Annotated in this window: 18 protein-coding genes and 1 pseudogene; 17 read left to right on the plus strand and 2 right to left on the minus strand. The window is 69.6% G+C overall.

Annotation, left to right across the window (positions count from 1 at the left end; genetic code table 11):
• The first annotated feature begins 202 nt into the window (after positions 1-202).
• The 11 genes from OG858_RS26225 (at position 203) to OG858_RS26275 (ending at position 12452) form a co-directional block, all read left to right on the plus strand.
• Positions 203-1447, plus strand: a complete 1245-nt coding sequence (locus tag OG858_RS26225) for an ATP-grasp domain-containing protein (protein ID WP_319262609.1) — start codon at positions 203-205, stop codon at positions 1445-1447.
• Between the two features lie 44 nt (positions 1448-1491).
• Positions 1492-2550, plus strand: coding sequence for an LLM class flavin-dependent oxidoreductase (locus OG858_RS26230; protein WP_086746314.1), 1059 nt, complete (start codon positions 1492-1494; stop codon positions 2548-2550).
• Positions 2547-3770: an ATP-grasp domain-containing protein gene (locus OG858_RS26235; RefSeq protein ID WP_319317838.1), complete on the plus strand. Its 1224-nt coding sequence runs from the start codon at positions 2547-2549 to the stop codon at positions 3768-3770. Before OG858_RS26230 ends, OG858_RS26235 begins: the two co-directional genes overlap by 4 nt.
• Positions 3771-3773: 3 nt before the next feature.
• The gene (locus tag OG858_RS26240) at positions 3774-5018 is read left to right on the plus strand and encodes an ATP-grasp domain-containing protein (protein ID WP_086746316.1); all 1245 of its coding nucleotides are present in this window, start codon (positions 3774-3776) and stop codon (positions 5016-5018) included.
• A gap of 52 nt (positions 5019-5070) precedes the next feature.
• Positions 5071-6318, plus strand: a complete 1248-nt coding sequence (locus OG858_RS26245) for an MFS transporter (protein WP_086746317.1) — start codon at positions 5071-5073, stop codon at positions 6316-6318.
• Positions 6319-6424: 106 nt separating this feature from the next.
• Complete coding sequence (locus OG858_RS26250; protein ID WP_086746318.1) at positions 6425-6931, plus strand: flavin reductase family protein; 507 nt, start codon at positions 6425-6427, stop codon at positions 6929-6931.
• A gap of 99 nt (positions 6932-7030) precedes the next feature.
• Positions 7031-8095 (plus strand): 4-hydroxyphenylpyruvate dioxygenase, encoded by a 1065-nt coding sequence (gene hppD, locus OG858_RS26255; protein ID WP_327724637.1) that lies wholly within the window; start codon positions 7031-7033, stop codon positions 8093-8095.
• 52 nt (positions 8096-8147) lie between these two features.
• Complete coding sequence (locus OG858_RS26260) at positions 8148-9065, plus strand: phytanoyl-CoA dioxygenase family protein (RefSeq protein ID WP_086746320.1); 918 nt, start codon at positions 8148-8150, stop codon at positions 9063-9065.
• A complete protein-coding gene (locus tag OG858_RS26265) occupies positions 9065-9973 on the plus strand; it encodes a prephenate dehydrogenase (protein WP_086746321.1) in 909 nt (302 codons plus the stop codon). The genes OG858_RS26260 and OG858_RS26265 overlap by 1 nt, the downstream gene beginning before the upstream one ends.
• A gap of 3 nt (positions 9974-9976) precedes the next feature.
• A complete protein-coding gene (locus OG858_RS26270) occupies positions 9977-11311 on the plus strand; it encodes an aminotransferase-like domain-containing protein (RefSeq protein WP_256960156.1) in 1335 nt (444 codons plus the stop codon).
• A gap of 46 nt (positions 11312-11357) precedes the next feature.
• Positions 11358-12452 (plus strand): alpha-hydroxy acid oxidase, encoded by a 1095-nt coding sequence (locus tag OG858_RS26275; RefSeq protein WP_179200752.1) that lies wholly within the window; start codon positions 11358-11360, stop codon positions 12450-12452.
• Between the two features lie 104 nt (positions 12453-12556).
• On the opposite strand, the gene OG858_RS26280 is transcribed toward OG858_RS26275, so the two are convergent.
• Both OG858_RS26280 and OG858_RS26285 read right to left on the minus strand, forming a co-directional pair.
• Positions 12557-13255 carry an SDR family oxidoreductase gene (locus OG858_RS26280; RefSeq protein WP_086746322.1) on the minus strand — a complete coding sequence of 233 codons (699 nt, stop codon included), beginning with the start codon at positions 13253-13255 and terminating at the stop codon, positions 12557-12559.
• A gap of 270 nt (positions 13256-13525) precedes the next feature.
• Positions 13526-14252, minus strand: a pseudogene (locus OG858_RS26285) (transposase); the annotation flags it as partial.
• A 182-nt stretch (positions 14253-14434) separates the two neighbouring features.
• On the opposite strand from OG858_RS26285, the gene OG858_RS26290 reads away from it, so the two are divergent.
• From OG858_RS26290 to OG858_RS26315, 6 genes are all read left to right on the plus strand, one after another.
• Positions 14435-15922, plus strand: coding sequence for an L-fuconate dehydratase (locus tag OG858_RS26290; protein ID WP_327744765.1), 1488 nt, complete (start codon positions 14435-14437; stop codon positions 15920-15922).
• Positions 15919-16686 carry an SDR family NAD(P)-dependent oxidoreductase gene (locus tag OG858_RS26295; protein WP_086746324.1) on the plus strand — a complete coding sequence of 256 codons (768 nt, stop codon included), beginning with the start codon at positions 15919-15921 and terminating at the stop codon, positions 16684-16686. The genes OG858_RS26290 and OG858_RS26295 overlap by 4 nt, the downstream gene beginning before the upstream one ends.
• Before the next feature lie 146 nt (positions 16687-16832).
• Positions 16833-17876, plus strand: coding sequence for a sugar ABC transporter substrate-binding protein (locus OG858_RS26300; protein ID WP_086746325.1), 1044 nt, complete (start codon positions 16833-16835; stop codon positions 17874-17876).
• 43 nt (positions 17877-17919) lie between these two features.
• Positions 17920-19470 carry a sugar ABC transporter ATP-binding protein gene (locus tag OG858_RS26305; RefSeq protein ID WP_086746326.1) on the plus strand — a complete coding sequence of 517 codons (1551 nt, stop codon included), beginning with the start codon at positions 17920-17922 and terminating at the stop codon, positions 19468-19470.
• A 64-nt stretch (positions 19471-19534) separates the two neighbouring features.
• Complete coding sequence (locus OG858_RS26310) at positions 19535-20542, plus strand: ABC transporter permease (RefSeq protein ID WP_086746330.1); 1008 nt, start codon at positions 19535-19537, stop codon at positions 20540-20542.
• Between the two features lie 146 nt (positions 20543-20688).
• Positions 20689-23166 (plus strand): SpoIIE family protein phosphatase, encoded by a 2478-nt coding sequence (locus tag OG858_RS26315; RefSeq protein WP_179200756.1) that lies wholly within the window; start codon positions 20689-20691, stop codon positions 23164-23166.
• Positions 23167-23441: the final 275 nt, after the last annotated feature.

Raw genomic sequence — 23441 nt, forward strand, 5'->3', positions numbered from 1 at the left:
TCCATGACTGACTGACCCACGGATTCCGTGCGGAAGTTCATCCGTCAACTTCTACTGATCGCTGTGGCGCCCACGACGTTTGCGGCTTTTGGCATCACTCATGCCCTGGCCCGGTGGCTGGCTTCGCCATGCCGTGACGCGGCTCCGAGTGCTCTCCAAATGAACCATCGCCGACCTCAGAGTGAGATTTCGAGGAACTTCTGTGTCTTTTCGTGTCCTAGTGGTGCAGCCGGCGTTCTCGGCGAACGCCTATGTCGCGCACGCCCGTTCCGTCGGCTGGGATGTCGTCGTGGCCTCCTATGAGAAAGGGGGTCGCGTAATCGCCGACGCGGTGCGCTCGCTTACCACCGAGATAATCACGGTGGACACCAATGACAACGCCGCCCTCGAGGCCGCTGTCGTGGAATCCCATGAGCGAAACGCGATTCATGCCGTGGTGGCCGGAGGTGAATACTACGTACCCGGTTCCGCGCAATTGTCGGCGCGTCTCGGACTGCCTGCACTGACCCCCACAGCCGTCGATCAGGTCCGGCACAAGGGGAAAATGCGCCAAGCGGTGGCCGAGGCTGGCCTGGAAGTGCCGACTTTCGTGGTCGTGAGCGACCCGGCGGACCTCGAAGAGGCCTGTGCGCACGTCGGGTTCCCCGCGGTCATCAAGCCCGTCGATTCCGGCGGCAGCGTGCACGTCTCGCGCGTCGACAGCATCGAGGAGGCGCGCGCGGCACTGGCCGCGATGCACGCCGAAGAAGGGCTCGAATTCGACCGCGCGCTCACCCGCGACGCGATCCTCGAACAATACGTGCCCGGTACGGAGTACAGCGCCGACGGATATGTGCGCGACGGAGAAGTGGTCGTCGTCGCGGTGACCCGGAAGCTGCTCGGCCCCGAGCCCCGGTTCCTGGAACTCGGACACCTCACGCCCGCCCCGCTGGATGAGGCCACGCGCCACGAACTGGCGTCGTACGCCACGCGTGTCGTCGAGGCCGTGGGCATCACGACCGGTCCGTTCCACTGCGAACTGCGCCTCAGCGAGGGTCGCCCGATCCTCATGGAGGTGGCCGCGCGGCTGCCCGGCGACAAGATCACCGAGCTGATGGAATTGGCCACCGGCCTCATGCTGCCGGGCAAGGTCCTCGCGGGCATCACCGGCGCCGACCCGGAGCGCTCGGGTGCATACCGCGAGCCCGTCGCCAAGGCAGCCGGCATCCGCTTCCTGACGGCCGACGGCGCGGGTTCGTACGCGCGGCTCGAAGGCTGGGGCGAACTCGCCGCCGAGCCCTGGGTGGTGGCGAGCCACGTCCTCGTCGAGCCCGGCGCCGGGATCAAGACCGACGAGGCCGACTACAGCTGCCGGATCGCCGCCGTCGTCTTCACCGCAGACTCCCCCGAAGAGGCCCACGAGCGCTGGTCGGAGATCGGCGACCGCGTCCGCGTGCTCAACGCCTAGAAGTCAACGCGTGCCCGATGTCCGCAACGGAAGAAAGAATCACGATGGAACCCCTCCGTCTCCACTGGTGCTCCCCGCCCGACACGGGACAGGCGACGCCCACGGACACGTACAAGATCGGCAAGTTGGACATGGGCGAGGTCAGGGACTTCGTCCAGGAAGCCGAAGAACTCGGCGTCGACAGCCTGCTGTTCGGTATCTCCAACTACCTGCCCGACCCGCTGCCGGTGCTCGGCGCCCTCTCGCAGGTGACGGACCGCGTCAAGTTCATGCTGGCCTACCGCCCTGGCCTGATGTCGCCGACCCTGTTCGCGCAGGTCGTCAACACCCTGTCCTGGATGACCGACGGGCGCATTTCCCTCAACATCGTCTCCGGCATCTCCCCGGCGGAGCAGGCCGGTTACGGAGACTTCCTCAGCCACGACGAGCGCTACGCCCGGTGCAACGAGTTCCTCGAGGTCATCCGCGGCCTCTGGGAGGGCGAGTCGCCCATGAGCTACGACGGGCAGCACTACACCCTCAAGGACGCCGCGCTCGGCCTCGGCCACAAGGACGGCGGCCGCCCGGAGATCTACATCAGCGGAGCCTCCGCCGTCGCCCAGCAGACGGCGATCGCCTCCGGCGACTGCTGGCTGCGCTACGGCGACACCCCCGAGGGCATGGCCAAGGCGAGCAAGCCGCTCCTGGACGTCGGCCGCCGCGTGGGCACCCGTATGCACGTGCTCTCCCGCGACACGCGCGAGGAGGCGGTGGCGGAGCTCGCCAACCTCATGCGCAACCCGGACGAGGACCACACGGCGTGGATCCGCCAGTGGGTGAACACCACCGACTCCGAGGCGGTCAAGTCCTCGTACCAGCTGGCGGAAAGCGCCAAGGACGAGTGGCTCTCGCCCTACATCTGGACCGGTGCCGTGGCCTACCGCGGCGGCCCGGCGCTGTGCATCGTCGGCAGCCACGAGGAAGTCGCCCGCTACATCCACAGCTACAAGGCCGCGGGCATCAGCGAGTTCATCTTCTCCGGCTGGCCGACCCGCGACGAGATGCGGAACTTCTTCACCCACGTCGCCCCCCTGATCCGTCGTCTCGAAGAGCAGGGGTCATGAGCGGGCGGGAGGAGCGCGAACTGCTCCTCGTCGGCGTCGGGGTCATGGGCCGCCCCTACGTGGCATCCGCTCGCCGGCTCGGCCTGAGGGTCCGCGGTATCGAGTCGCAGGACTGGGCCGTCGGCATCGAAGGCCTGGTCGACACCGTCGAGCCGAGCCAGGGCCAGTACGGCTCGCTGGACGAGCTGTGGGCAGAGACCGCCCACGACGCCGCCCTGCGCAGCCGCCCGGCCGGGATTCTCGGGTTCACCGAGTGCCACGTCCTGGGCGCTGCCCTGGCCCAGGAAACCCACGGGCTGCCCGGACCGTCCCTGGGCGCGGCCGTGGTCTCGCGGAACAAGGCACTGCAGCGCGGGCGCTTCCGCGCCCACGGGATCGGCCAGCCCGACTACCTCCTCATCAACGACTTGGCCGAGGCGGCCGAGTGGGCCAAAGCCCGCCTCCCCGTGGTGATCAAACCGCTGTCGTCGGCCGGCAGCGACGGCGTCGAACTCGTCACCGACGCCGCCGCCTTCGACGCCGCGGCGGTACGACGCGCCTCGGAGCGGCCGCTGCTGGTGGAGACCGCGGTCGAGGGCCCCGAGTACAGCTGGGAGGCCCTGGTCCGCGACGGCGAGGTCTGGTTCGCGAGCCTGACCGCCAAGACCACCACCGGCGCGCCCAACTTCGTCGAACTGGAGCACCGGGCCGCGGTGTCCCTGCCGCCCGCCGAGGCCGAGCAGGTCGCCGAACTGGGTCGGTCTGTCATCGCCGCCATCGGGATGCGCACCGGCATCGTGCACCTGGAATTCCGGATGACGAGCTCTGGCCCCTCGGTGATGGAGGTCGCGGTCCGCACGCCCGGCGACTACATCATGGAGCTGTGCTCCCTGGCGTACGGGATGGACTGGTTCGAGCTGGTGTTGCGGCTCGTAGTCGGTGACGAGCTGCCGCCGCCGCCCGAGGGGCCGGTGAAGTTCGCAGCCAGTCTCTTCGTGGTCTCCGACCCCGGCGAGGTGATCGCCGTCGACGGCCTCGACGAGGTCCGCGCGCACCCCGCCATCGTGGACGCCGCCGCCAAGGTCAAGGCCGGCGACACCGTCCAGCGGACCTCCTCCTCCCTGCAGCGCACCGGGTACGCGGTGCTCGCCGCGGACTCGCGCGAGGAGCTGGAAGAAGCCATCGAGTTCGTCCGGCGAACCCTGTCGATCAAGACGGTTCCCGTGGCGACGGAGGAGTGAGCCATGCATATTGTCGTCGTCAACCGCTGGCCGCGGTTCACGAAAGGGCCGCGCTGGGACTTCTCGATGGGCCGCTTCGAGGAACTCATCGACCATGAGCGGCACCGCGTCAGCTACGTCGTCGATGCGGTCGGCGCCACTGGGATCCTTGCCGATCCCGAGCGGATCGCGAGCACCGTCCAGATCGAGGACGTCAACGACTTCGAGGCGTTGCGCGACGCGGTCCGCCGGGTCGCGGACGAGGTCGGCCCGGTCGACCGGCTGATCGCCGTCTCCGAGTTCACCCTCGGCATCGCGGCCGAGGTCCGCGTGGCGCTCGACATCCCCGGGCCTCGCCCGGAGGACGTCGCGGTCTACCGCGACAAGCTGCGGATGAAGGAGCTCGTCGCCGAGGCGGGCGTCCGCGTGCCCCGATTCGACGCCTGCGGAAGCGCCGAGTCCGCGCTGGAGTTCGCCCGGGCCACCGGATTCCCGCTGATTCTCAAGCCGGTTTCCGGGGCCGCGAGCATGGGTGTGCACCGGGTCGAGCACGAGGCCGCGCTCACCGCGCTGCTGTCGGAGGTCGACCTTGGCGGCTACGAGCTCGAGGAGTTCATCGAAGGCGCGATCTATCACGTCGACGGGTTCGCGGACGAGGACGCCGGGATCCCGTTCATGGCGGTGTCCCGCTACATCAACGACTGCCTGGCCTTCGAGGCCGGCGGGCAGCCGCTCGGCTCGGTCGTCGTCCAGGACTCCCCGCTGCGCACTCGTGTGCACGAGTTCGCCCGGCGCTGCGTGTCGGGGCTGGGCATGACCTCCATGCCGTTCCACCTGGAACTCTTCGTCACGCCCGACGGGGACCTGGTGTTCCTGGAGATCGCGGGCCGCATCGGCGGAGCCGAGGTGCCGTACCTCACGGACAAGCTCTTCGGGGTCAACCTCTTCGAGCTCTGGCTGGACGCCCTGTGCGAGGGCCGGGCGACGGTCCCGCCGCAGACGGGTGACCCGTCCGGCGGCTGGCTGATCATCCCGAAGCCCGCCGGACTGCCGGCCGAGGTCGTCTCGGCAACCTCCATGCGGGACCGCTTCGCCACGATCTGGCGGGAGTTGTTGCCGGCCCCGGGCGAGGTGATGGAGCCCGGCGGCAGCTATGACGCGGTGCACAGCGGACGGTTCATCTTCACCGGCGACGAGCTGGCCGTCGAGGAGGACATCCGGAAGATCATCGCCGATTTCCACATCGAAACCGTTCCGGTGGCGCAGTGAGAAGTCTCGGGCCGGGCCGCTCCCGGCCGAGCACAAGGGAGCGATCGATCTTATGACCACGCGATCCGTGCTGCACCAACGGCTCTTCGCCTGCGGTGTCCTTCTCGGGGTCGTTGCCGAGCAGATGGTGATGTTCGCCATCCCTCTGCTCATCTTCCAGGACACCAAGGAGGTGTCGGCCCTCGGCCTCGCCTACGCGATCGAGTGGCTCCCGGCCCTCCTCGCGTACCCCTTCGCCGGTCTCCTCGCCGACCGTGACGGCGGGGCGCGGCTGTTCTCCGTCGTCACGGCCGGCCGGGCCGTCGTCCTCGGCGGCGCCCTCGTCGGCTGTCTGGCTGCGCCCTCACTCCTGACGCCCATCCTGATGACGGCCGCGCCACTGCTCTCGTTGCTGATGGCGCCGGTGCGCATGTCCGTGGAGAAGGTCGTGCCCCAGTTGGCCAAGGGCACCGAACTGGCCAAGATCCAGGGCCTGGTGCAGAGCATGGAGGTCTCGGCGATGGCCGTCGGGCCCGCCCTGGCGATGCTGGGCGTGGCCTTCATCGACAAGGTCTGGCTGCTCGGCGCAGCGGCGGTGGTCTTCGCCGCCGCCGCTGTCTGCTGGCTGCCGCTGCCGCGCGGGCTGGGCACCCCGAGCAAGGGCGGTGGAGCCGCGGAGATCGTCGCCGATCTCCGGCTGGGCTGGTCCATGCTGGTCCGCAGCAGGCCCCTGGTCCTGCTGGCCTCGCTCAACTTCTCGATCAACCTGGTCTTCGCCGTGGTGCTCGCCGCCAACGTCGCACTCGTCACGGGTGTGTTCCACGCCCCGGAGTCGGCGTTCGCCCTGCTGAACATCTGTATCGGCGTGCTGGGGATCGTCAACCTCCTGGTCATCCCGTTCCTGCTCCGGTACGTCAACGTGCGGATGCTCGGGATCTTCGGCCTCGCCCTGCTCTGCTCCTGTCTGCTGCTCATCGGCTTGGCCTCCTCCATGCTGCTGTACGCCCCGGCGTTCGTGGCGGCCATGGTCGGCGTGACGTACTTCAACGTCTTCAACCGGACGCAGCGCATCAAGGTCCTTCCCCAAGAACACCTCGGAAAAGTTATGGGGCCGTTCTATTTGCTCAATATGTTGGCCATGCCCATCGCGGGAATTCTCGTGGCCGGCTCCGGATCCAATGTGGGACCGCAACAACTCGTCCTGATGCTGGCCGTGGCGCTCACCGCGTTCGGTGCGCTCATGCTGCCGCTGACGATCCGGGCTTTCGGCCACGCGATCGCCGCACGTGAGGCGACTCTCGCGGGCGCGACCGCAGAATAACCGCTGCCGCGAAGGGGCGGCCACGGTTACAAAAACACCATCATGGGCCGTTGGTTTCTTCGGCCTGCCCGAAAAAGATTCACGAGCTGTTCCGCGGAGGAACTTGATGGATGTCGGTTCTGTGCGCTTCAGCGAACTCTTTGGCTCGTTCCCGACCCCGATCGCCATCGTGACGGCAACGGACGGAAAGGGTGAGCCGTACGGTTTCACCAGCAACGCCGTCTGTGCGGTGTCGGCGGCGACGTCGACGCTGCTGGTCTCCGTCGGCAAGGAGTCCCGCACACTGCCGGCGATCATTTCGTCGCAGGCGTTCGCGGTGAACTTCCTCTCCTCGTCCGGGCGCGACGCCTCTCAGGTTTTCGCGAGCAAGGCAACGGACAAGTTCGCACATGTCGAATGGCGTCCCTCGGTTATTGCCGAAGGTGCGCCGCTGCTTATCGAAGTTTCGCTAGGCTTTGCGGAATGCAGGGTTGAAAATGCGATCGAGGCGAGCGATCATTGGCTTGTCGTAGGCCGGGTGGAAGGCGCCGCAGTCTTCCCCCGTGAGCCACTTCTCTACCGTCAGGGCGACTACGGTGTCTGGTCGCCGCTGAACGAGTTCTCCACTCTCTAGGGCGATGTTCGGAGCCGAATCTCTCGATTCACCCGCTCGCCACTCCCTGAAAACATCTCGACTTTCTCCTGCTCGAACATGAAAACAGAAGGGTTTTGCATGGATATCGGGGCCGTAGACCACGTCGAGTTCTACGTCGGAGATGCCCAGCAGTCCGCGTTCTATCTCTGCACCGCTTTCGGCTTCCGTATTTGCGGCCAGGCCGGTCCCGAGACCGGGCAGGCCGACTACCGCTCGCTGCTGCTGCGCCAGGGCGGCATCGAGGTCGTCCTCACCTCCGCCCTCAACCCCTCCCACCCGGCCGCGTCCTACGTGATGCAGCACGGTGACGGTGTCGCCAACATCGCCTTCGAGGTCAGTGACGCCGCCAAGGCCTTCGAGGTGGCCGTCGAGCGGGGCGCCACCGCCGTCGAGCAGCCCACCGTCCACAGCACGGACGGCACCGAGGTGGTCACCGCCACGGTCCTGGGCTTCGGCGACGTCGCCCACCGGTTCGTCCAGCGCACCGGCGACCGCGAGCAGTTCCTGCCCGGCGTGATGGACATCATCGCCGCCGACCCCGAAGCGGGCGAGGAACTGCTCAGCACCGTGGACCACGCGGCGATCTGCCTGCCCGCCGGCCAGCTGCGCCCCACGGTCGCGTTCTACGAGAAGGTCTTCGGCTTCTCGCAGATCTTCGAGGAGTTCATCGAGGTCGGCACCCAGGCCATGGACTCCAAGGTCGTCCAGAGCCCGTCCGGCAAGGTGACCTTCACTCTGATCGAGCCGGTCACCGACCGTGAGCCCGGCCAGATCGACACCTTCCTGACCCGCCACGGCGGCGCCGGTGTGCAGCACCTGGCGCTGCTCTGCGACGACATCGTGGGCACCGTGCAGACCCTGGAGAAGCGGGGCGTCAGCTTCCTGCAGACACCGGGCTCGTACTACGAACAGCTCCAGGAGCGCTTCGAGCGCCCGAACCTCCAGGTCGAGGACCTGCGCCGGACCAACGTCCTGATCGACGAGGACCACTGGGGCCAGGTGTTCCAGATCTTCACCCAGTCCCAGCACGTACGGAAGACGTACTTCTGGGAGGTCATCGACCGGCACGGCGCCCGGACCTTCGGCAGCGGCAACATCAAGGCGCTCTATGAGGCGGTCGCCCGCGAGAAGGCCGTCTCCTGACCCGGCTCCGCGCGCCGTCTCCGCACCGAACCACGCACCTGTAAGGAAGACCATGACCATCCAGGACGCCCAGAGCTTCACCCTCACCGACGAGGAGCGCGCGCTGCTCCCGACGGATGAGGACATCGTCTTCTACGCCGAGCACGGCTGGTACCTGTCGAAGAAGCTGTTCACCGACGAGGAGGTCGAGCAGCTGGAGGCCGCCAGCGAGCGCTTCTACGCCGGCCACCGCGACCGCACCCTGCCGGTACGCCCGCCCAAGCTGGCGTACTGGGAGCCGGAGAAGGGCGACGTCCAGCGGCACAACGACTACATCCACTACGAGGACGACACGATAGGCCGCATCCTGCGCAAGCCGCTGCTGGGCGCCGTCGCCGCGCGCCTGGCCGAGGCCGAGCAGATCCGGGTGTTCCAGTCGACGCTCATCTACAAGCCCCCGGTGGCGCAGGAGCAGTCGAACATAGTGCCCTGGCACTTCGACCGCCACTACTGGTCCACCTCCACTTCCGAGCGGATGCTGACCGCGTTCATCCCCTTCCACGACTGCGGTGAGGAGATGGGCACCATCACGATGGTCGACGGCAGCCACCTGTGGAAGGAGACGGCCGACAACGACGCCACCTCCCTGCACTTCGCCGAGCGCGACCGCTCCGAGCTGGACCAAATGCTGGAGGACAACGCGGCCTACAACGGGGTCGAGGTCAACAAGATCCCGGTCTACATCCCCAAGGGCCACGTCAACTTCCACCACTGCCGCACCTACCATGGCAGCGGTGCCAACGTCAGCGACCGCCCGCGCCGTGCCATCTCCCTCCACCTGCAGGACGGCGAGAACCGCTACCGCGACTTCGTCCGCTCGGACGGCACCCAGGTCAACTACAACCACGACGTGCTCGTGCGGCGCACCGCCGAGGGCACGCCCGACTACAGCGACCCCGAGTATCTCCCCCTCCTGTGGAGTCACCACTGATGCGGAGTGCCGCAGTGGTCGGAACCGGCCTGATCGGTACCTCGATCGCCCTGGCCCTTCGGGGCCGGGGCGTGACCACCTACCTGATCGACGCAAACCCGGAAGCGGCGCGCACCGCCGCGGACCTCGGGGCCGGAATCGCAGGAACACCTCGTGGCCCGGTCGACCTGGCCGTCATCGCGGTACCACCGCGGCACGTCGCGGCGGCGCTGAAGGAACACCAACTACAGCGGCTCGCCCACGACTTCACGGACGCCGCGAGTATCAAGGAACTGCCCCAGCGGGAAGCGGACCAGGCAGGCTGTGACCTGACCCGCTTCGTCGGCGGACACCCCATGGGCGGCCGGGAGCAGTCCGGCCCGCTCGCCGCCCGGGACGACCTGTTCCACGGACGGCCCTGGGTGCTCACCCCCTCCGTGCACACCCGGGCACAGACCGTCGAACGCGCACGGCGCCTGGCCGAGTTGTGTTGCGCCCGGCCGGTCGTGATGGCCCATGCCGAGCACGACCGTGCGGTGGCGCTCACCTCGCACGCCCCGCACCTGGTGTCGAGCCTGATCGCGGGGCAGTTACTGCACGGCGACCCGTCCCAGCTGGGGCTCGCCGGACAGGGACTGCAGGACATCACCCGCCTCGCCGCGGGCAGCGCCGACCTGTGGACCGACATCCTCGGCTCCAACGCCGTGGCCGTCGCCGACGTCCTCGCCGGTTTCGCCCAGGACCTGCACCAGGTGGTCGACGCCCTGCAGAGCCTGGGCACCGCCCACGAGCCTGAGCAGCGGCGCGCCCACACGGATCGGCTCACCACGGCCTTGGTCCGCGGCATACAGGGCCGAGCCCGGATCCCCGCACGCGCCACGGCCCCCACCCTGAGCACGGCTTACGCGGCCGCGCCGAGAGGAGTCTGAGCGGTGAGAGAAGCCGCCCTGCCGTCCCCGCACGCCCTGGCGCTCGACGAACTGCACGGGTCGCTCAGCGACGCGGTCCTCGACGCCATGAACTTCCTCAACGAGGTCGTCGGCCGGTTCCCGCAGGCCATCTCCTTCGCGCCCGGTCGGCCCACCGAGGGCGACTTCGAGCCCGAGGACCTCGCGCGTCACCTGCACACGTACACCAGCCACCTGGAAGAGACCCTGGGCTGGTCGCGCGACCAGGTGCGCACCCAGTTGTTCCAGTACGGCCGCACCAACGGGATCATCCACGAGCTGATCGCCCGGACGGTCGCCAACGACGAGGGGATCGAGGTACCCCCGGAAGCCGTCGTGGTGACGACCGGCTGCCAGGAGGCCATGCTTCTCATCCTGCGGGCGCTCTTCGCCGCTCCCGAGGACACGCTGCTGGTCAGCTCGCCGTGCTACGTGGGTATCACGGGCGTGGCCCGGCTCCTGGGCATCCGGGTGCGGCCCGTGCCCGAGGGCCCCGCCGGTCCTGACCCGGAGGCCGTGTCGGCGGCCGTGCGGGCCGCCAGGGAAGCCGGCGAACGGGTCCGGGCCTTCTACGTCGTCCCGGACTTCGCCAACCCGTCCGGCACCAGCATGAGCCTCCCGGACCGCGAGCGCCTGCTGCGGGTGGCCGCGGAGGAGGACCTGCTCGTCCTGGAGGACGACCCCTACGGCTTCTTCGTACGGACCGGCTCGGCCCGCCCCACGCTCAAGGCCCTCGACACGGGCCGCCACGTGGTGCACCTGGGCTCCTTCGCCAAGACGGCGCTGCCCGGGGCCCGGGTGGGCTACGTCATCGCCGACCAGGAGGTCATCGGCCCGGGCGGCCGGCGCTCACTGCTCGCCGATGAACTGTCCAAGATCAAGAGCATGACGACCGTCAACACCTCGGCCGTCAGCCAGGCCGTCATCGGCGGACTGCTCATCGAGAGCGACTGCCGACTGCGCGAGGCGAACGCCGGGGCCATCGCGTACTACCGCACGAACATGGACACGCTCCTCGGCGAGCTGGAGCGGCACTTCCCCGCGGAGCGCCGGGCCGAGCTCGGCATCTCCTGGAACCGTCCGGACGGCGGCTTCTTCGCCGTCGTCACCGTGCCCTTCGCCGCCGACCACAAGGCCCTGGAGCTGTCCGCGCGCACCTATGGCGTGCTCTGGACGCCGATGAGCGACTTCCACCTGGATGGCGGAGGCACCCACCAACTGCGCCTGTCATGCAGCGCGCAGAGCCCGGAGGTCATCACCGAGGGCATGGCCAGGCTGGCCGCCTTCATCACCGCGCAGAGCACCGGCACCGCCGCCTGACGGCGGTGTCCCGAACCCCCTGACCAGTACGGCGAACGGAGAAGATGTGGTGCTGCTGCGCGCCTACGAGGCAGCGGCCAAGGAGCGGCTGCCGCGACCGGTGTGGGACTTCTTCGCGGGTGGCAGCGGCACCGAGTCGATGCTGACGGCGGGACGGGAGGCCCTGGACCGGATCCGACTGCGGCCGCGTTGTCTCGTCGACGTCTCCCACTGCGACCCCCGCACGGAGCTGCTCGGGGCGGACCTCGCCGCCCCCCTGGGCATCGCCCCCATGGCGTACCACCAACTCGCCCACCCGGCGGGCGAGGTGGCGACGGCTCGGGCCGCGGGTGAGGTCGGCGCCCTGCTCACGGTCAGCATGTTCGCGAGCCGGACGCTGGAGGACATCGCCGCCGCGGCCACCGGCCCGCTGTGGCTGCAGCTGTACTGGCTCAAGCGCCGCGACCTCCTGGTGGACCTGATCCACCGAGCCGAGGCCACCGGTTTCCGCGCGCTGGTCCTCACCGTCGACGCGCCCAGGGTGGCGTTCCGTCCCCGGGACGCCACCAACGGGTTCGCGGTGCCCCCGGGCATCCGGGCAGTCAATGTGGCGCACGACGTGATGGCCGCCTCGCACGGCGGCCGGGACGGGGAGTCGGCCATCGCCCGGCACTCCAAGGAGCAGTTCGACGCCTCGATCACCTGGGAGGACCTCGCCTGGCTGCGCGAAGTGACCTCCCTGCCCGTGGTGCTGAAGGGCGTACTCACCGGGGAGGACGCCGAACTGGCCGTCAAGCACGGCGTCTCGGGGCTGGTCGTCTCCAACCACGGCGGCCGTCAGCTGGACTTCTCCCGCAGCGCCCCCGATGCCCTCGCCGAGATCGTGGACACCGTCGCCGGGCGGTGCGCCGTCGTCCTCGACGGCGGGGTCCGGCACGGCGCCGACATCGCCAAGGCCCTGTGCCTGGGCGCGGACGCGGTGATGGTCGGACGCCCGGCCCTGTGGGGGCTCGCCCACTCCGGAGCGGAGGGCGTCGCGGACGTCCTGCGGCTGCTCATGGGCGATTTTGAGGAGGTCATGGCCCTGATGGGGGCGCCCACCGTGGCCGACTTCGAGCGGTCCGGGGTGGTCATTCCCGGGTGTGCCCACCTCTCCGCCTGACGCCGCGCGTGGACCCGGACGCCCGAAGGCGCCCTCGGCCCGCACCGCGTGGTACGCGGCGGGGGCCAAGGGCGCCATTTCGTATGGTTGTCGGGAGCGCGGCGTCAGCCGAGCTGCCCGGCTGGCCGCATGGTGATGTGGTTGATGTCCACGCCCGCGGGCTGGTTGACGGCGAAGACGATCGTGTCCGCGATCTGCTCGGCGGTCATCGACGGCGCCGCCTCGGGGGTGCCGCCGCGCTTGTCCCAGAACGGGGTGTCCACCACCCCGGGGGCGACGACGGTCACGCCGACCCCGTCCTTGCCGACCAGCAGCCGGGTATTCTCGGCCAGCGCGTGCGCGGCCCACTTGGTGACCGAGTACAGGTTGCCGGGCGTGTTGCGCACCCCGGCGACCGAACCGATGATCACGATCCGGCCCTTGTACTCCCTGAGGTGCGGCAGGGTCTCCCGCACGAGCAGGGCCGGGCCCAGGACGTTGGTGAGGACCATGGCGCGCATGTCCTCGGGGGCGTGGCTCTCCAGGTTGCCGGGCAGCGAGAAACCGGCGTTGGCGATGACGTTGTCCAGCCGGCCCCACGCGTCCACCACGTGGCGCACGGCTGAGGCGACATCGTGCTCGTCGCTGGTGTCGCCGGTGATCGTCAGCAGTCGCCCGCCCGCTCCGGCCGAAGCGGCGAAGGCGGCCAGCTTGTCCGCGTCACGCCCGGTGACGGCCACGCGCTGGCCCTGCTTGAGCAGGGCGCGGGCGGTGGCGGCGCCGATTCCGGTCGAGCCACCAGTGATCAGCGTGACGGGTTCCATGCCGGCCTCCTCAGTGATGTGGTCATCGGGGGTCCGCCAGGGTCGCGGGCGTCGATGAGCGCGAGGTTGCGCGTGAGGCCGACCGACACCGGCCGCCGCCGGTTCTCCGAAACGCCTGCACTATACCCAGAGATCTTCCCGCCGAACCGGTACACCATCGCTGACCAGGCACGATGCCGTACGAAGTGCCGAACCGGAGCCGTCGGTCGCCGAGTTGGGCCCGGCGCGGCGCACAGGGCCCGGGCCACGCTCACGCTCCCTCGACAAGGTCATGGTGCGGATGGTGGCCACGACCATTTCGCCGGACCCCTCGGGGATCAGGGAGAACGCGTTCCTCAGGAAGTGCACCCGACAACGCTGCCAGGCGGGCCGAGCATGACCTTGCGGATAGCTGCCACCAGGCCGCTGTGGCTGTCGGAGATGACCAGGCGGACTCCGCCCAGGCCGCGTTGGCGCAGGGAGCGCAGGAAGTCGCTCCAGAATGCTTCGGTCTCACTGCCACCGACCATCACTCCCAGCACCTCGGGGCCGCCGTCCTCGCTGATGCCGGTGGCGATGACCAGGGCCTGGGAGACGATCCGATGGTTTACGCGCACCTTGCATTAGGTTGCGTCCAGGTAGAGGCAGGGGAGTCGGCTGTGATCCAGGGGTCGGCCGCGGACGCCCTTCTTCGGAAAGCCGGTGTCATCGACGATCAGAACGGCATTCCGGTCTCCGAGGTGCTCGACGACGTAACCGCGGAGGCCGTCCAGGACCTCGCCGGCGTCCCACTCGATCCGGTTCAGTAACCAGTGGGTGCGATCCTGACCTGAGTGCCCGGTCTGCTCCCCAAGTGTCCAGCCGTTCTTCCGCTCTGGTCGAGCGATGGGGCCAGCGGGTGGGCCGGTGTCGACCGGCGTGGGTCCTCCCTGTCGAACCGGTGCGCGAACCGCTCGGGCAGGGCGCGCTGTTCACCGGCTCGTGGCCTGGCATCGGCGAGGTCCCCGCTCGTGACCACGCCGATGGTCGAGCCGGTCGGCGATCACGACGGGCGCCGTTGCCGTACCAAGTCCTCGTAGACACAGGCGTGCGGTAGTGCGGACGGGGCTTTTGGGCGATATACAGTCATTTGGGTGTTCAAGCTTGCCGTCAGGCCTGATTCTCTGGAGTCCTTCCGATGACGTCGATGAGCCGCCTGACATGAGGCCCCACCCGACGCGGGGGCGGATCACGGCGCTGGACGCCTACGACATCCGGTTTCCCACGTCTCGTCGGCTTGAAGGATCGGACGCGATGAATCCCGATCCGGACTATTCGGCGTCCTATGTGATCATCCGCACCGATGCCGGGGACGGGCTGGAGGGGCATGGGTTCTGCTTCACCATCGGCCGGGGCAATGAGGTCGAGGTGGCGGCGATCAACGCCCTGCGCCCGCATGTGGTGGGGCTGCGGCTGGGAGAGGTCCTGTCCGACCTCGGGGGGTTCTGCCGCTCGCTCGTCGGCGACAGCCAGCTGCGATGGCTGGGGCCGGAGAAGGGCGTGGTGCACATGGCCATCGGGGCCGTGGTGAACGCCGTGTGGGACCTGTACGCGAAGCGGGAGGCGAAGCCGCTGTGGAAGCTGCTGGCCGACCTCGCGCCCGAGCAGGTGGTCTCGTTGATCGACTTCCGTTATGTGGAGGACGCACTGACCCCCGATGAGGCGCTGGGGATTCTGCGGCGGGCGCGGAGCGGGATGGGGGAGAGGGAAGCGCGGCTGCTCGCCGAGGGGTATCCGGCGTATGCCACGTCTCCCGGCTGGCTCGGCTATCCGGACAGCAAGGTCGCCGGGTTGGCCCGGGAGGCCGTGGACAGTGGGTTCACGCAGATCAAACTCAAGGTCGGCGCCGATCCTGAGGACGATGAGCGGCGGTGCCGTACCGCGCGGGGGGTGATCGGCCCCGGGGTGCGGATGGCGCTGGACGCCAATCAGCGCTGGGGGGTCGCCGAGGCGGTCGGGTGGGTCCGGCGGCTGGCGGAGTTCGACCCGTACTGGATCGAGGAGCCGACCAGCCCGGACGACATTCTCGGTCTCGCGGCGATCCGCCGGGAGGTGGCGCCGGTGCGGGTGGCGGCGGGCGAGCACGTCCACAACCGGGTGATGTTCAAGCAACTGCTCCAGGCGGAAGCGCTCGACTTTCTGCAGTTGGACGCCTGTCGGGTCGGGGGAGTCAATGAGAACCTGGCGATCCTCCTGCTCGCGGCCAAGTTCGGGATCCCGGTGTGCCCGCACGCGGGCGGGGTGGGCCTGTGCGAACTCGTGCAGCATCTGGCGATGTTCGACTATCTGGCGGTCTCCGGCACCCTCCAGGACCGGGTCATCGAGTACGTGGATCATCTGCACGAGCACTTCCTCGACCCGGTAGTGATCGTCCGGGGGCGGTACGCGGCCCCGACCGCCCCCGGCTTCAGCTCGGCGATGCGGCCCGAGTCGCTCGCCGCGTACGCGTTCCCAGGCGGCGCCGCCTGGCAGGCCCCGTACGACGAGTCCTCGGCCGGACCGTACGACGAGTCCTCGGCCGGACCGTACGACGAGTCCTCGGCCGGACCGTACGACGAGTCCTCGGCCGGACCGTACGACGAGTCCTCGGCCGGACCGTACGACGAGCCCCCGGCTGAAGGACCCGCGGCCGAAGGGCCTTCGGTATGAACACCGGGGAGGAATTCCAGGGGCTGGCCGCGGTCGTCACCGGCGGGGCGTCCGGGATCGGGCTGGCCACCGCCGAGACCCTGGCCGCGCGGGGATGCCGGGTGGCGGTGCTCGACCGGGTTCCCGGGCCCGTGCCCGCGTGGCTGCATCCGGTACAGGCCGATGTCGGGGACGCCGTGTCGGTGGCCGATGCCGTGAGCCGGGTGGCGGACCTGTTCGGAGGCCTGGATGTGCTGGTCAACAACGCCGGCATCGGCGCCCGGGGCACCGTCGAGGACAACGCGGACGAGGAATGGCACCACGTGCTGGACATCAATGTGCTCGGCATCGTCCGCACCAGCCGGGCGGCACTGCCGTATCTGCGCCGGTCTCCCAGCGCGGCCATCGTCAACACCTGCTCGGTCGCGGCGCTGGCCGGGCTGCCGCAGCGGGCGCTGTACGCGGCCAGCAAGGGCGCGGTGCTCGCGCTGACCCTGGCGATGGCCGCCGACCACATCGGCGAGGGCATCCGGGTCAACTGCGTCAACCCGGGCACCGTGGACACCCCCTGGGTGCGCCGACTGCTCGAACACTCCGACGACCCGGAGGCCGAACGCGCCGCGCTCATCGCCCGCCAGCCCACCGGCCGTCTGGTCACCGCCCAGCAGGTCGCGGACGCCATCGCGTATCTCGCCGGGCCGCTGGCCGGTGCCACCACCGGGACGGCACTCGTCGTGGACGGAGGGATCCAGGGCATCCGCACACGTCCGGACACCTTCCACTGACCTGACCTGACCTGACCGACCACCGACCGATCACCGACCGACCGCCGACCGACCACCGACCGCTGACCCACCACTGAGACCGACCGATCACCGACCGATCACCGACCGCTGACCCACCACTGACCACGCACTCGGAGCCGAGCACCATGAAGCGACGCATCGCCGCTGTCGGAACAGCCCTCGCACTCGGCTGCGGGCCGGCCGTCACCGCCTGCGGCGGGGACACGAGCAGCACCGACGACACCGCCTCGGGCGAGGTCGGGGTGGTGCTGCCGCTGCTCACCTCACCGTTCTGGGAGTCGTACGACTCCTACATCCCCGAACAGGCCGCCGCCCAGGACGTCCGCCTGCTTCAGACGGTGAACTCCGACTCCGATCCGAGCAAACAGATCACCGACATCCAGAATCTGCTCGCCCAGGACGTGAAGGGCCTGGTCGTATCGCCGCTGGACTCCGCGGCGATCGTCGCCGGGCTGAACGCCGCTCAGCGCAAGGACGTGCCGGTGGTCGCCGTCGATGTGGCGCCGGACAAGGGCAAGGTGGCGATGGTGGTCAGGGCCGACAACCGCGCCTACGGGGAGAAGGCCTGTCGGCACATCGGTGACGCGGTGAAGACGGGCAAGGTCGTCCAGATCCAGGGCGATCTGGCGTCGGTCAACGGACGGGACCGGTCTGAGGCGTTCAGCGCGTGCATCAAGAAGAACTACCCGGGCATCAGGGTGCTGGACATTCCCGCCGTCTGGAAGGCGGAAAGGGCGGCGGCGGGTCTCGAGGCGCTGTACACCGCCAACCCCGATATCAAGGGCATCTACATGCAGGCCGGCGGTGTGTACCTGGCACCCACGCTGAGCACGCTGCGGCGGCACAACGCGCTGGTGGCGGCCGGTAGTCCCGGGCACGTCGTGATCGTCTCCAACGACGGGATCCCGCAGGAGCTGGACGCGATCCGCAAGGGTCTGATCGACGCGACCGTCTCCCAGCCGGCCGACCAGTACGCCAAATACGGCATCTACTACATCAAGCGGGCGATGGAGGGCGAGACCTTCCGCCCGGGCCCGACCGACCACGACAGCACCATCGTCCGGCTGCCCAGCGGAATCCTGGAGGACCAGCTCCCGGCACCGCTGGTGACCGAGGACAACGTCGACGACGCGTCGCTGTGGGGCAACCAGATCGGCAAGAGCTCCTGACCGGGGAGACCGTCTCCCCGGGCCCCCAGGAAGCGAGACCGCGATGAACCGGACGCCACCGACCGACCCCCGCGCCGATGCCGCCGGACGCCCCGCGGTGGCCGAGGCCCGCGGCATCCACAAGCGCTACGGGCCCACCGTGGCCCTGGACGACGTAGGGATCGCCGTACGGGCCGGTGAGTCGCACGCCCTGGTCGGCCGTAACGGGGCAGGCAAGTCGACCCTGGTGGCCATCCTGACCGGGCTGCAGCGGCCGGACCGTGGCGTCGTTCTGTTCGACGGCGAACCCGCGCCCGGCCCGGCGGACCGTGAGGCGTGGCAGCGGCGGGTCGCCTGCGTCTACCAGCAGTCGACGATCATCCCTGATCTCACGGTCGCCGAGAACCTGTACGTCAACCGGCAGCCCACGGGGCGCGGCCAGGTGATCAGCTGGCGACGGATGCGGGCGGCGGCCCGTGCGCTGCTGGACGAATGGGGTGTGGAGGTCGACGAGAACGTGCCGGCCGGCGGGCTCACCGTCGAGGACGCCAAGATGGTGGAGATCGCGAGGTCGATCTCGCGCGGAACCCGGTTCATCATTCTGGACGAGCCGACGGCCCAGCTGGACAGCCGGGCCATCGACCGCCTGTTCACGCATGTCCGGCGGTTGCAGCGGGCCGGGATCACCTTTCTCTACATCTCCCACCATCTGGAGGAGGTCTACGCCGTCTGCCAGGTCGTCACCGTCCTGCGGGACGCCCGCTGGATCACCACGGCGCCCGTGGGCGAGCTGGGCCGGACCGAACTCGTCGAGGCGATGACCGGCGGGCGAGGGACGGGTGCGGTCCCCGGCTCCGGCGCGATCCGGCCGCGGTCGTCGGACGCGCCCGTGGCGGTACGGGTGCATCGGCTGAGCGGCCCGCACTTCACCGACGTCAGCTTCGTCGTCCGGTCCGGCGAGACGGTGGGGCTCACCGGGCTCGCGGGTTCAGGGAGCCATCAGGTCGCCGAGGCGCTGGCCGGGCTGTACCGGCCCGACAGCGGGCGGATCGAGGTTCTCGGCCGGCCGACGCGGCCGGGCAGCGTCCCCTCGGCGCTCGCGGCGGGCGTGGGCTGTGTGCCGCGCGACCGGCACCATGAAGGGCTGGTACCGGAACTGTCGGTGGCCGAGAACGCCTCCCTGAGCATCATGGACCGGCTGGGGCGGTTCGGCGTGATCTCGCGCCCGGCCCGGGACGCCTTCGCCCGGCGGACGATCACCGGTCTCGACATCACGACGGACGGCCCGCACCAGCCGGTCAAGGACCTGTCGGGCGGTAACCAGCAGAAGGTCGTCATGGGCCGGGCGCTGGCCACCGACCCGGGGGTACTGGTGCTCATCGACCCGACGGCGGGTGTCGACGTGCAGTCCAAGCGGGCCCTGCTGTCGGTCGTCGACCGGGCCAGGGCCGCGGGACGCGCGGCGCTCGTCGTCTCGGACGAGCTGGCGGATCTGCGGAGCTGCGACCGCGTCCTGGTGATGTTCAACGGTTCTCTCGCCGCCGAGTACACCGTCGGCTGGACCGACGAAGAACTGGTGGCCTCGATCGAAGGGGTCGGCACCGGCCATGAGTGACACCGCGTCGAACGGCCCGACGAGCGGCGGCCCGACGAACGGCGGCCCGACGAACGGAGGCCCGATGTCCGGTGGCGGGTCGGACGGAGCGGTCCGCCGTCCCGTCCGCGCGATCGCCCTGGGGCGGATCCGGGACCTGGCGCTGCTGCCCGCGGTGCTCCTGCTGCTGCTCATCGGTGCGGTCAGCAACGACAGCTTCCTTGAGCGGGACAACCTGCTGAACGTGCTCAGCGCGTCCTCGGCGCTCGGGCTGCTGGTGCTCGCCGAGGCGATGATCCTGATCAGCGGCAAGATGGATCTCTCGCTGGAGTCGATCGCGGGGCTCGCCCCGGCCCTCGGTTTCATGGCCGTGATCCCGGCCGCCTCGGCGGGGTTCGGCAGCGAGTTGCCCGTCTGGTTCGGCCTGCTGATCATTCCGCTCACCGGGGCGCTGATCGGCGCCGTGAACGGTCTGCTGATCGTCAAGCTCCAGCTCAACGGATTCATCGTGACCCTGGCGATGAACATCGTGCTGCGCGGAGTCCTGGTCGGCATGGTGTCCGGCAAGACCTTGTTCGATGCCCCCGCCGCGTTCCTGGCCCTCGGGTCCGACACCTGGCTCGGCGTCCCCGTCTCCGTGTGGGTGACCGGCGCCTGTTTCGCGGCCGCCGGGTGGGTGCTGCGCTGGCACCGGCTGGGACGCGCGGTGTACGCGGTGGGCGGCAACGCCCCCGCGGCGCGGGCGGCGGGCATCCGGGTCGACCGGGTGGCCTGGGGGGTACTGGTCATCGGCGGGACGCTGGCCGCGGTGGCCGGTCTGGTGATCGCCGGACGGGTCGGGGCGATCAACGCCAATCAGGGACAGGGCCTGATCTTCACCGTGTTCGCGGCCGCTGTCATCGGCGGCATCAGCCTGAACGGCGGCAAAGGATCCCTGGCCGGGGCGCTGCTCGGGGTCCTGCTGCTGGGCATGCTGGAGAACCTGCTCACCCTGGCGCAGGTGTCGTCCTTCTGGATCCAGGCCATCTACGGCGCGATCATCCTGGTGGCGCTGATGATCGCCCGGCTCACCACCGGCGAGGGCCAGGAGTAGAGCGAGGGCCAGGAGCGGAGAGAGGCCCAGGGGCGGAGAGAGGCCCAGGAGTGGAGAGAGGCCCAGGGGCGGTCCGAGGGGAGAGCAGTGTTGGGCGATACCTCATAGAATGACCCATATGCCATCCGTCAGATGGGACGGCCGTCATGATGTTCCCCAAGGAGGTAACAACGGACGGAACGCATGGACCGTTCGAGATGGCGAACGTGGCTGCCGTGGTGATCGACGCGAACGGCACGGTCATCGGCTGGACGGGGGCCGCCGAGCGGCTTCTGGGATACGGCGCGGCCGAGGTCCTCGACCGCTCCGCCGCCACTCTGCTGGCGCGGCCCGAGGACGCGTCACGGGCGGCCGAGGTCGCCGAGGAGTGCGGGACCCGGGAGAGCTGGGGCGGCCTGGTGGGCGCCCGGCACCGTGACGGCCACCGTCTCGAGGTCGGGCTGCGGGTGACCGCGATGTCCGACACCGACGACCGCAGGGCCTGGCTCGTCTCGGCGATCGACGTGGCGAAGGCTCCGACCTGGGCGGTCAGCGGGGAGGTGCTGGAGGGTTTTCTCACCCGCTCACCGCTCGGCATGGCCGTGCTCAGCCCGGACCTGCGGTACGTGTGGATGAACGACACCCTGGAGCGCTACGGCGGTGTGCCGCGCGAGGAGCGGCTCGGGCGCCGGATGTCGGAATCGTTGCCGGGCCTGAACACCGAGGCCCTCGAAGCGCAGATGCGGCGGGTGCTGGAGACCGGCGTGCCGGTCATCGACTACGAGTACCGGGGCTGGACCTGGGCGGATCCGCACCGGGAACACGCCTACTCCACCTCCTTCTTTCGGCTCGACGACCCGGACGGCAGCCCACTGGGCGTGTGTTACATGGGCATGGACGTCACCGACAGATGGCGGGCCCGGGAGCGCCTGGCCCTGCTCAGCGAGGCCAGCGCCTGTATCGGGGGCACGCTGAACGTGATGCGGACCGCCCAGGAGCTGGCCGACTTCTCGGTACCGAGGCTCGCCGACTTCGTGACCGTCGATCTGCTGGAAGCGGTGCTGCACGGTGAGGAACCCGGTTCGCGGCCGTCCGACGGCACGTATCCGGCGCGGCGTGCCGGGCAGCAGTCGATCCACGAGGGCTGTCCGGAATCGGTGATCGCCACCGGCGACCCGATCGCCGCCCCCCTGTCGTCGCCGTACATCCAGTGCATGGTCAACGGCACCTCGATGCTGGATCCGAGTCTGGACCCCGACACCACTCCTTGGATCGCCGAGGACCCGGCCCGGGCCGCGAGCATCAGGGAGTTCGGGATGCCCTCCGCGATGTGGGTGCCGCTGTCCGCGCGCGGCACCGTGCTGGGCGTGGCCACCTTCATCCGTACGGCCCATCCGGAGCCGTTCGAGGAGGACGATCTGCTGCTCGCCGAGGAACTGGTCAGCCGGGCCGCGGTGTGGGTGGAGAACGCCCGCCGCTACACGCGTGAGCACGCCGCGGCGCTGGCCCTGCAGCGCAGTCTGCTCCCGCAGGGGCTGAACGGCGGGACCGCCATGGAGGTGGCCTCGCGCTATCTGCCGGCCGATGCCCGGGAAGGGGTGAGCGGCGACTGGTTCGACGTGATCCAGCTGTCCGGCGCCCGGGTCGCCCTGGTCGTCGGTGACGTGGTCGGGCACGGCCTCAACGCCGCGGCGACCATGGGCAGGCTGCGTACCGCCGTACAGACGCTCGCCGACATGGACCTGCCGCCCGATGAGCTGCTGGCCCACCTGGACGACCTGGTGATCCGCCTGACGGAGGAGAAGGGCGGTGACGACGAGCCCATCGCCACCGCGGTACTGGGCGCCACCTGCCTCTACGCCGTCTACGACCCGGTCACCCAGCTGTGCACCATGGCCCGGGCCGGACATCCGCCGCCCGCCGTGGTCACCCCCGCCGGCAAGGTCGTCTTCCCGAAGCTTCCGGCGGGCCCTCCGCTGGGCCTCGGCTCGCTGCCCTTCGAGTCCGCCGAGATGTCCCTTCCCGACGGGAGCCTGATCGCCCTCTACACCGACGGCCTCATCGAGAGCAGCGACCAGGACATCGACGTCGGGCTGTCCCGCCTCAGCGATGTGCTCGCGCAGTCCGGCCTGCCGCCGGAGGACCTGTGCTCGGCGGTCGTGAACAAACTGCTGACCGGCCCGCAGACCGATGACGTCGCTCTGCTCCTGGCCCGGCCGCATGCGCTGGGCGCCGACCGGGTCGCGTCGTGGGACCTGCCGACGGACCCGGCGATCGTCGCGAGCGCCAGGGAGCTGGCCGTCCGCCAGCTCCTGGGGTGGGGGCTGGAGGACCTGGTGATGACCACGGAACTGGTGGTCAGCGAGCTGGTCACCAACGCCATCCGGCACGGCACCGCGCCCGTCAGGCTGCGCATGATCCGGCATGACAAGTTGATCTGCGAGGTGTCCGACGCCAGCAACACCTCGCCCCGGATGGGCCATGCGCGGACCACCGACGAGGGCGGCCGGGGGTTGTTCCTGGTCGCCCAGCTGACCCGCCGTTGGGGTACGCGCTACACCCGGGCCGGAAAGATCATCTGGGCCGAGCAGGACCTGCCGAGGCAGGCGGGCAAACAAGCGGGCGCTGACGGCCCGGGTGCTTGAGAGCCCCTCGCGAACCCCACGCGTCATGCATGCCGAGATGCTGTCGCCACTGTCGCCACCCGTGCTGGACCGACCGTACGGCGTGCCGGACGGCATCGTCCGACCCGTGTCTTCGCAGGACGCCCCGGTGACTCGTGACTCCGGGACAAGCGTCGTCGGTCGTGTCGCTGAGCGGCTGCTCCGGAGGCATGGGTGGGGACGAGTCGGACTCTGATCACGCGGACGCGGGGGCCGCACCGCATGTGGGGGTCCTCGGGGTCCGACGTCAGGACGGT

The sequence above is a fragment of the Streptomyces europaeiscabiei genome, assembly GCF_036346855.1.
GTDB classification, from domain to species: Bacteria; Actinomycetota; Actinomycetes; order Streptomycetales; family Streptomycetaceae; genus Streptomyces; species Streptomyces europaeiscabiei.

Coding starts and splice junctions, on each gene's coding strand:
- OG858_RS26280 (WP_086746322.1), bottom strand. CDS start 13,255: ATGGAACCCGTCACGCTGATCACTGGTGGCTCGACCGGAATCGGCGCC.
- hppD (WP_327724637.1), top strand. CDS start 7,031: ATGGATATCGGGGCCGTAGACCACGTCGAGTTCTACGTCGGAGATGCC.
- OG858_RS26260 (WP_086746320.1), top strand. CDS start 8,148: ATGACCATCCAGGACGCCCAGAGCTTCACCCTCACCGACGAGGAGCGC.
- OG858_RS26300 (WP_086746325.1), top strand. CDS start 16,833: ATGAAGCGACGCATCGCCGCTGTCGGAACAGCCCTCGCACTCGGCTGC.
- OG858_RS26235 (WP_319317838.1), top strand. CDS start 2,547: ATGAGCGGGCGGGAGGAGCGCGAACTGCTCCTCGTCGGCGTCGGGGTC.
- OG858_RS26230 (WP_086746314.1), top strand. CDS start 1,492: ATGGAACCCCTCCGTCTCCACTGGTGCTCCCCGCCCGACACGGGACAG.
- OG858_RS26245 (WP_086746317.1), top strand. CDS start 5,071: ATGACCACGCGATCCGTGCTGCACCAACGGCTCTTCGCCTGCGGTGTC.
- OG858_RS26295 (WP_086746324.1), top strand. CDS start 15,919: ATGAACACCGGGGAGGAATTCCAGGGGCTGGCCGCGGTCGTCACCGGC.
- OG858_RS26265 (WP_086746321.1), top strand. CDS start 9,065: ATGCGGAGTGCCGCAGTGGTCGGAACCGGCCTGATCGGTACCTCGATC.
- OG858_RS26310 (WP_086746330.1), top strand. CDS start 19,535: ATGTCCGGTGGCGGGTCGGACGGAGCGGTCCGCCGTCCCGTCCGCGCG.
- OG858_RS26250 (WP_086746318.1), top strand. CDS start 6,425: ATGGATGTCGGTTCTGTGCGCTTCAGCGAACTCTTTGGCTCGTTCCCG.
- OG858_RS26290 (WP_327744765.1), top strand. CDS start 14,435: ATGAGGCCCCACCCGACGCGGGGGCGGATCACGGCGCTGGACGCCTAC.
- OG858_RS26315 (WP_179200756.1), top strand. CDS start 20,689: ATGATGTTCCCCAAGGAGGTAACAACGGACGGAACGCATGGACCGTTC.
- OG858_RS26240 (WP_086746316.1), top strand. CDS start 3,774: ATGCATATTGTCGTCGTCAACCGCTGGCCGCGGTTCACGAAAGGGCCG.
- OG858_RS26305 (WP_086746326.1), top strand. CDS start 17,920: ATGAACCGGACGCCACCGACCGACCCCCGCGCCGATGCCGCCGGACGC.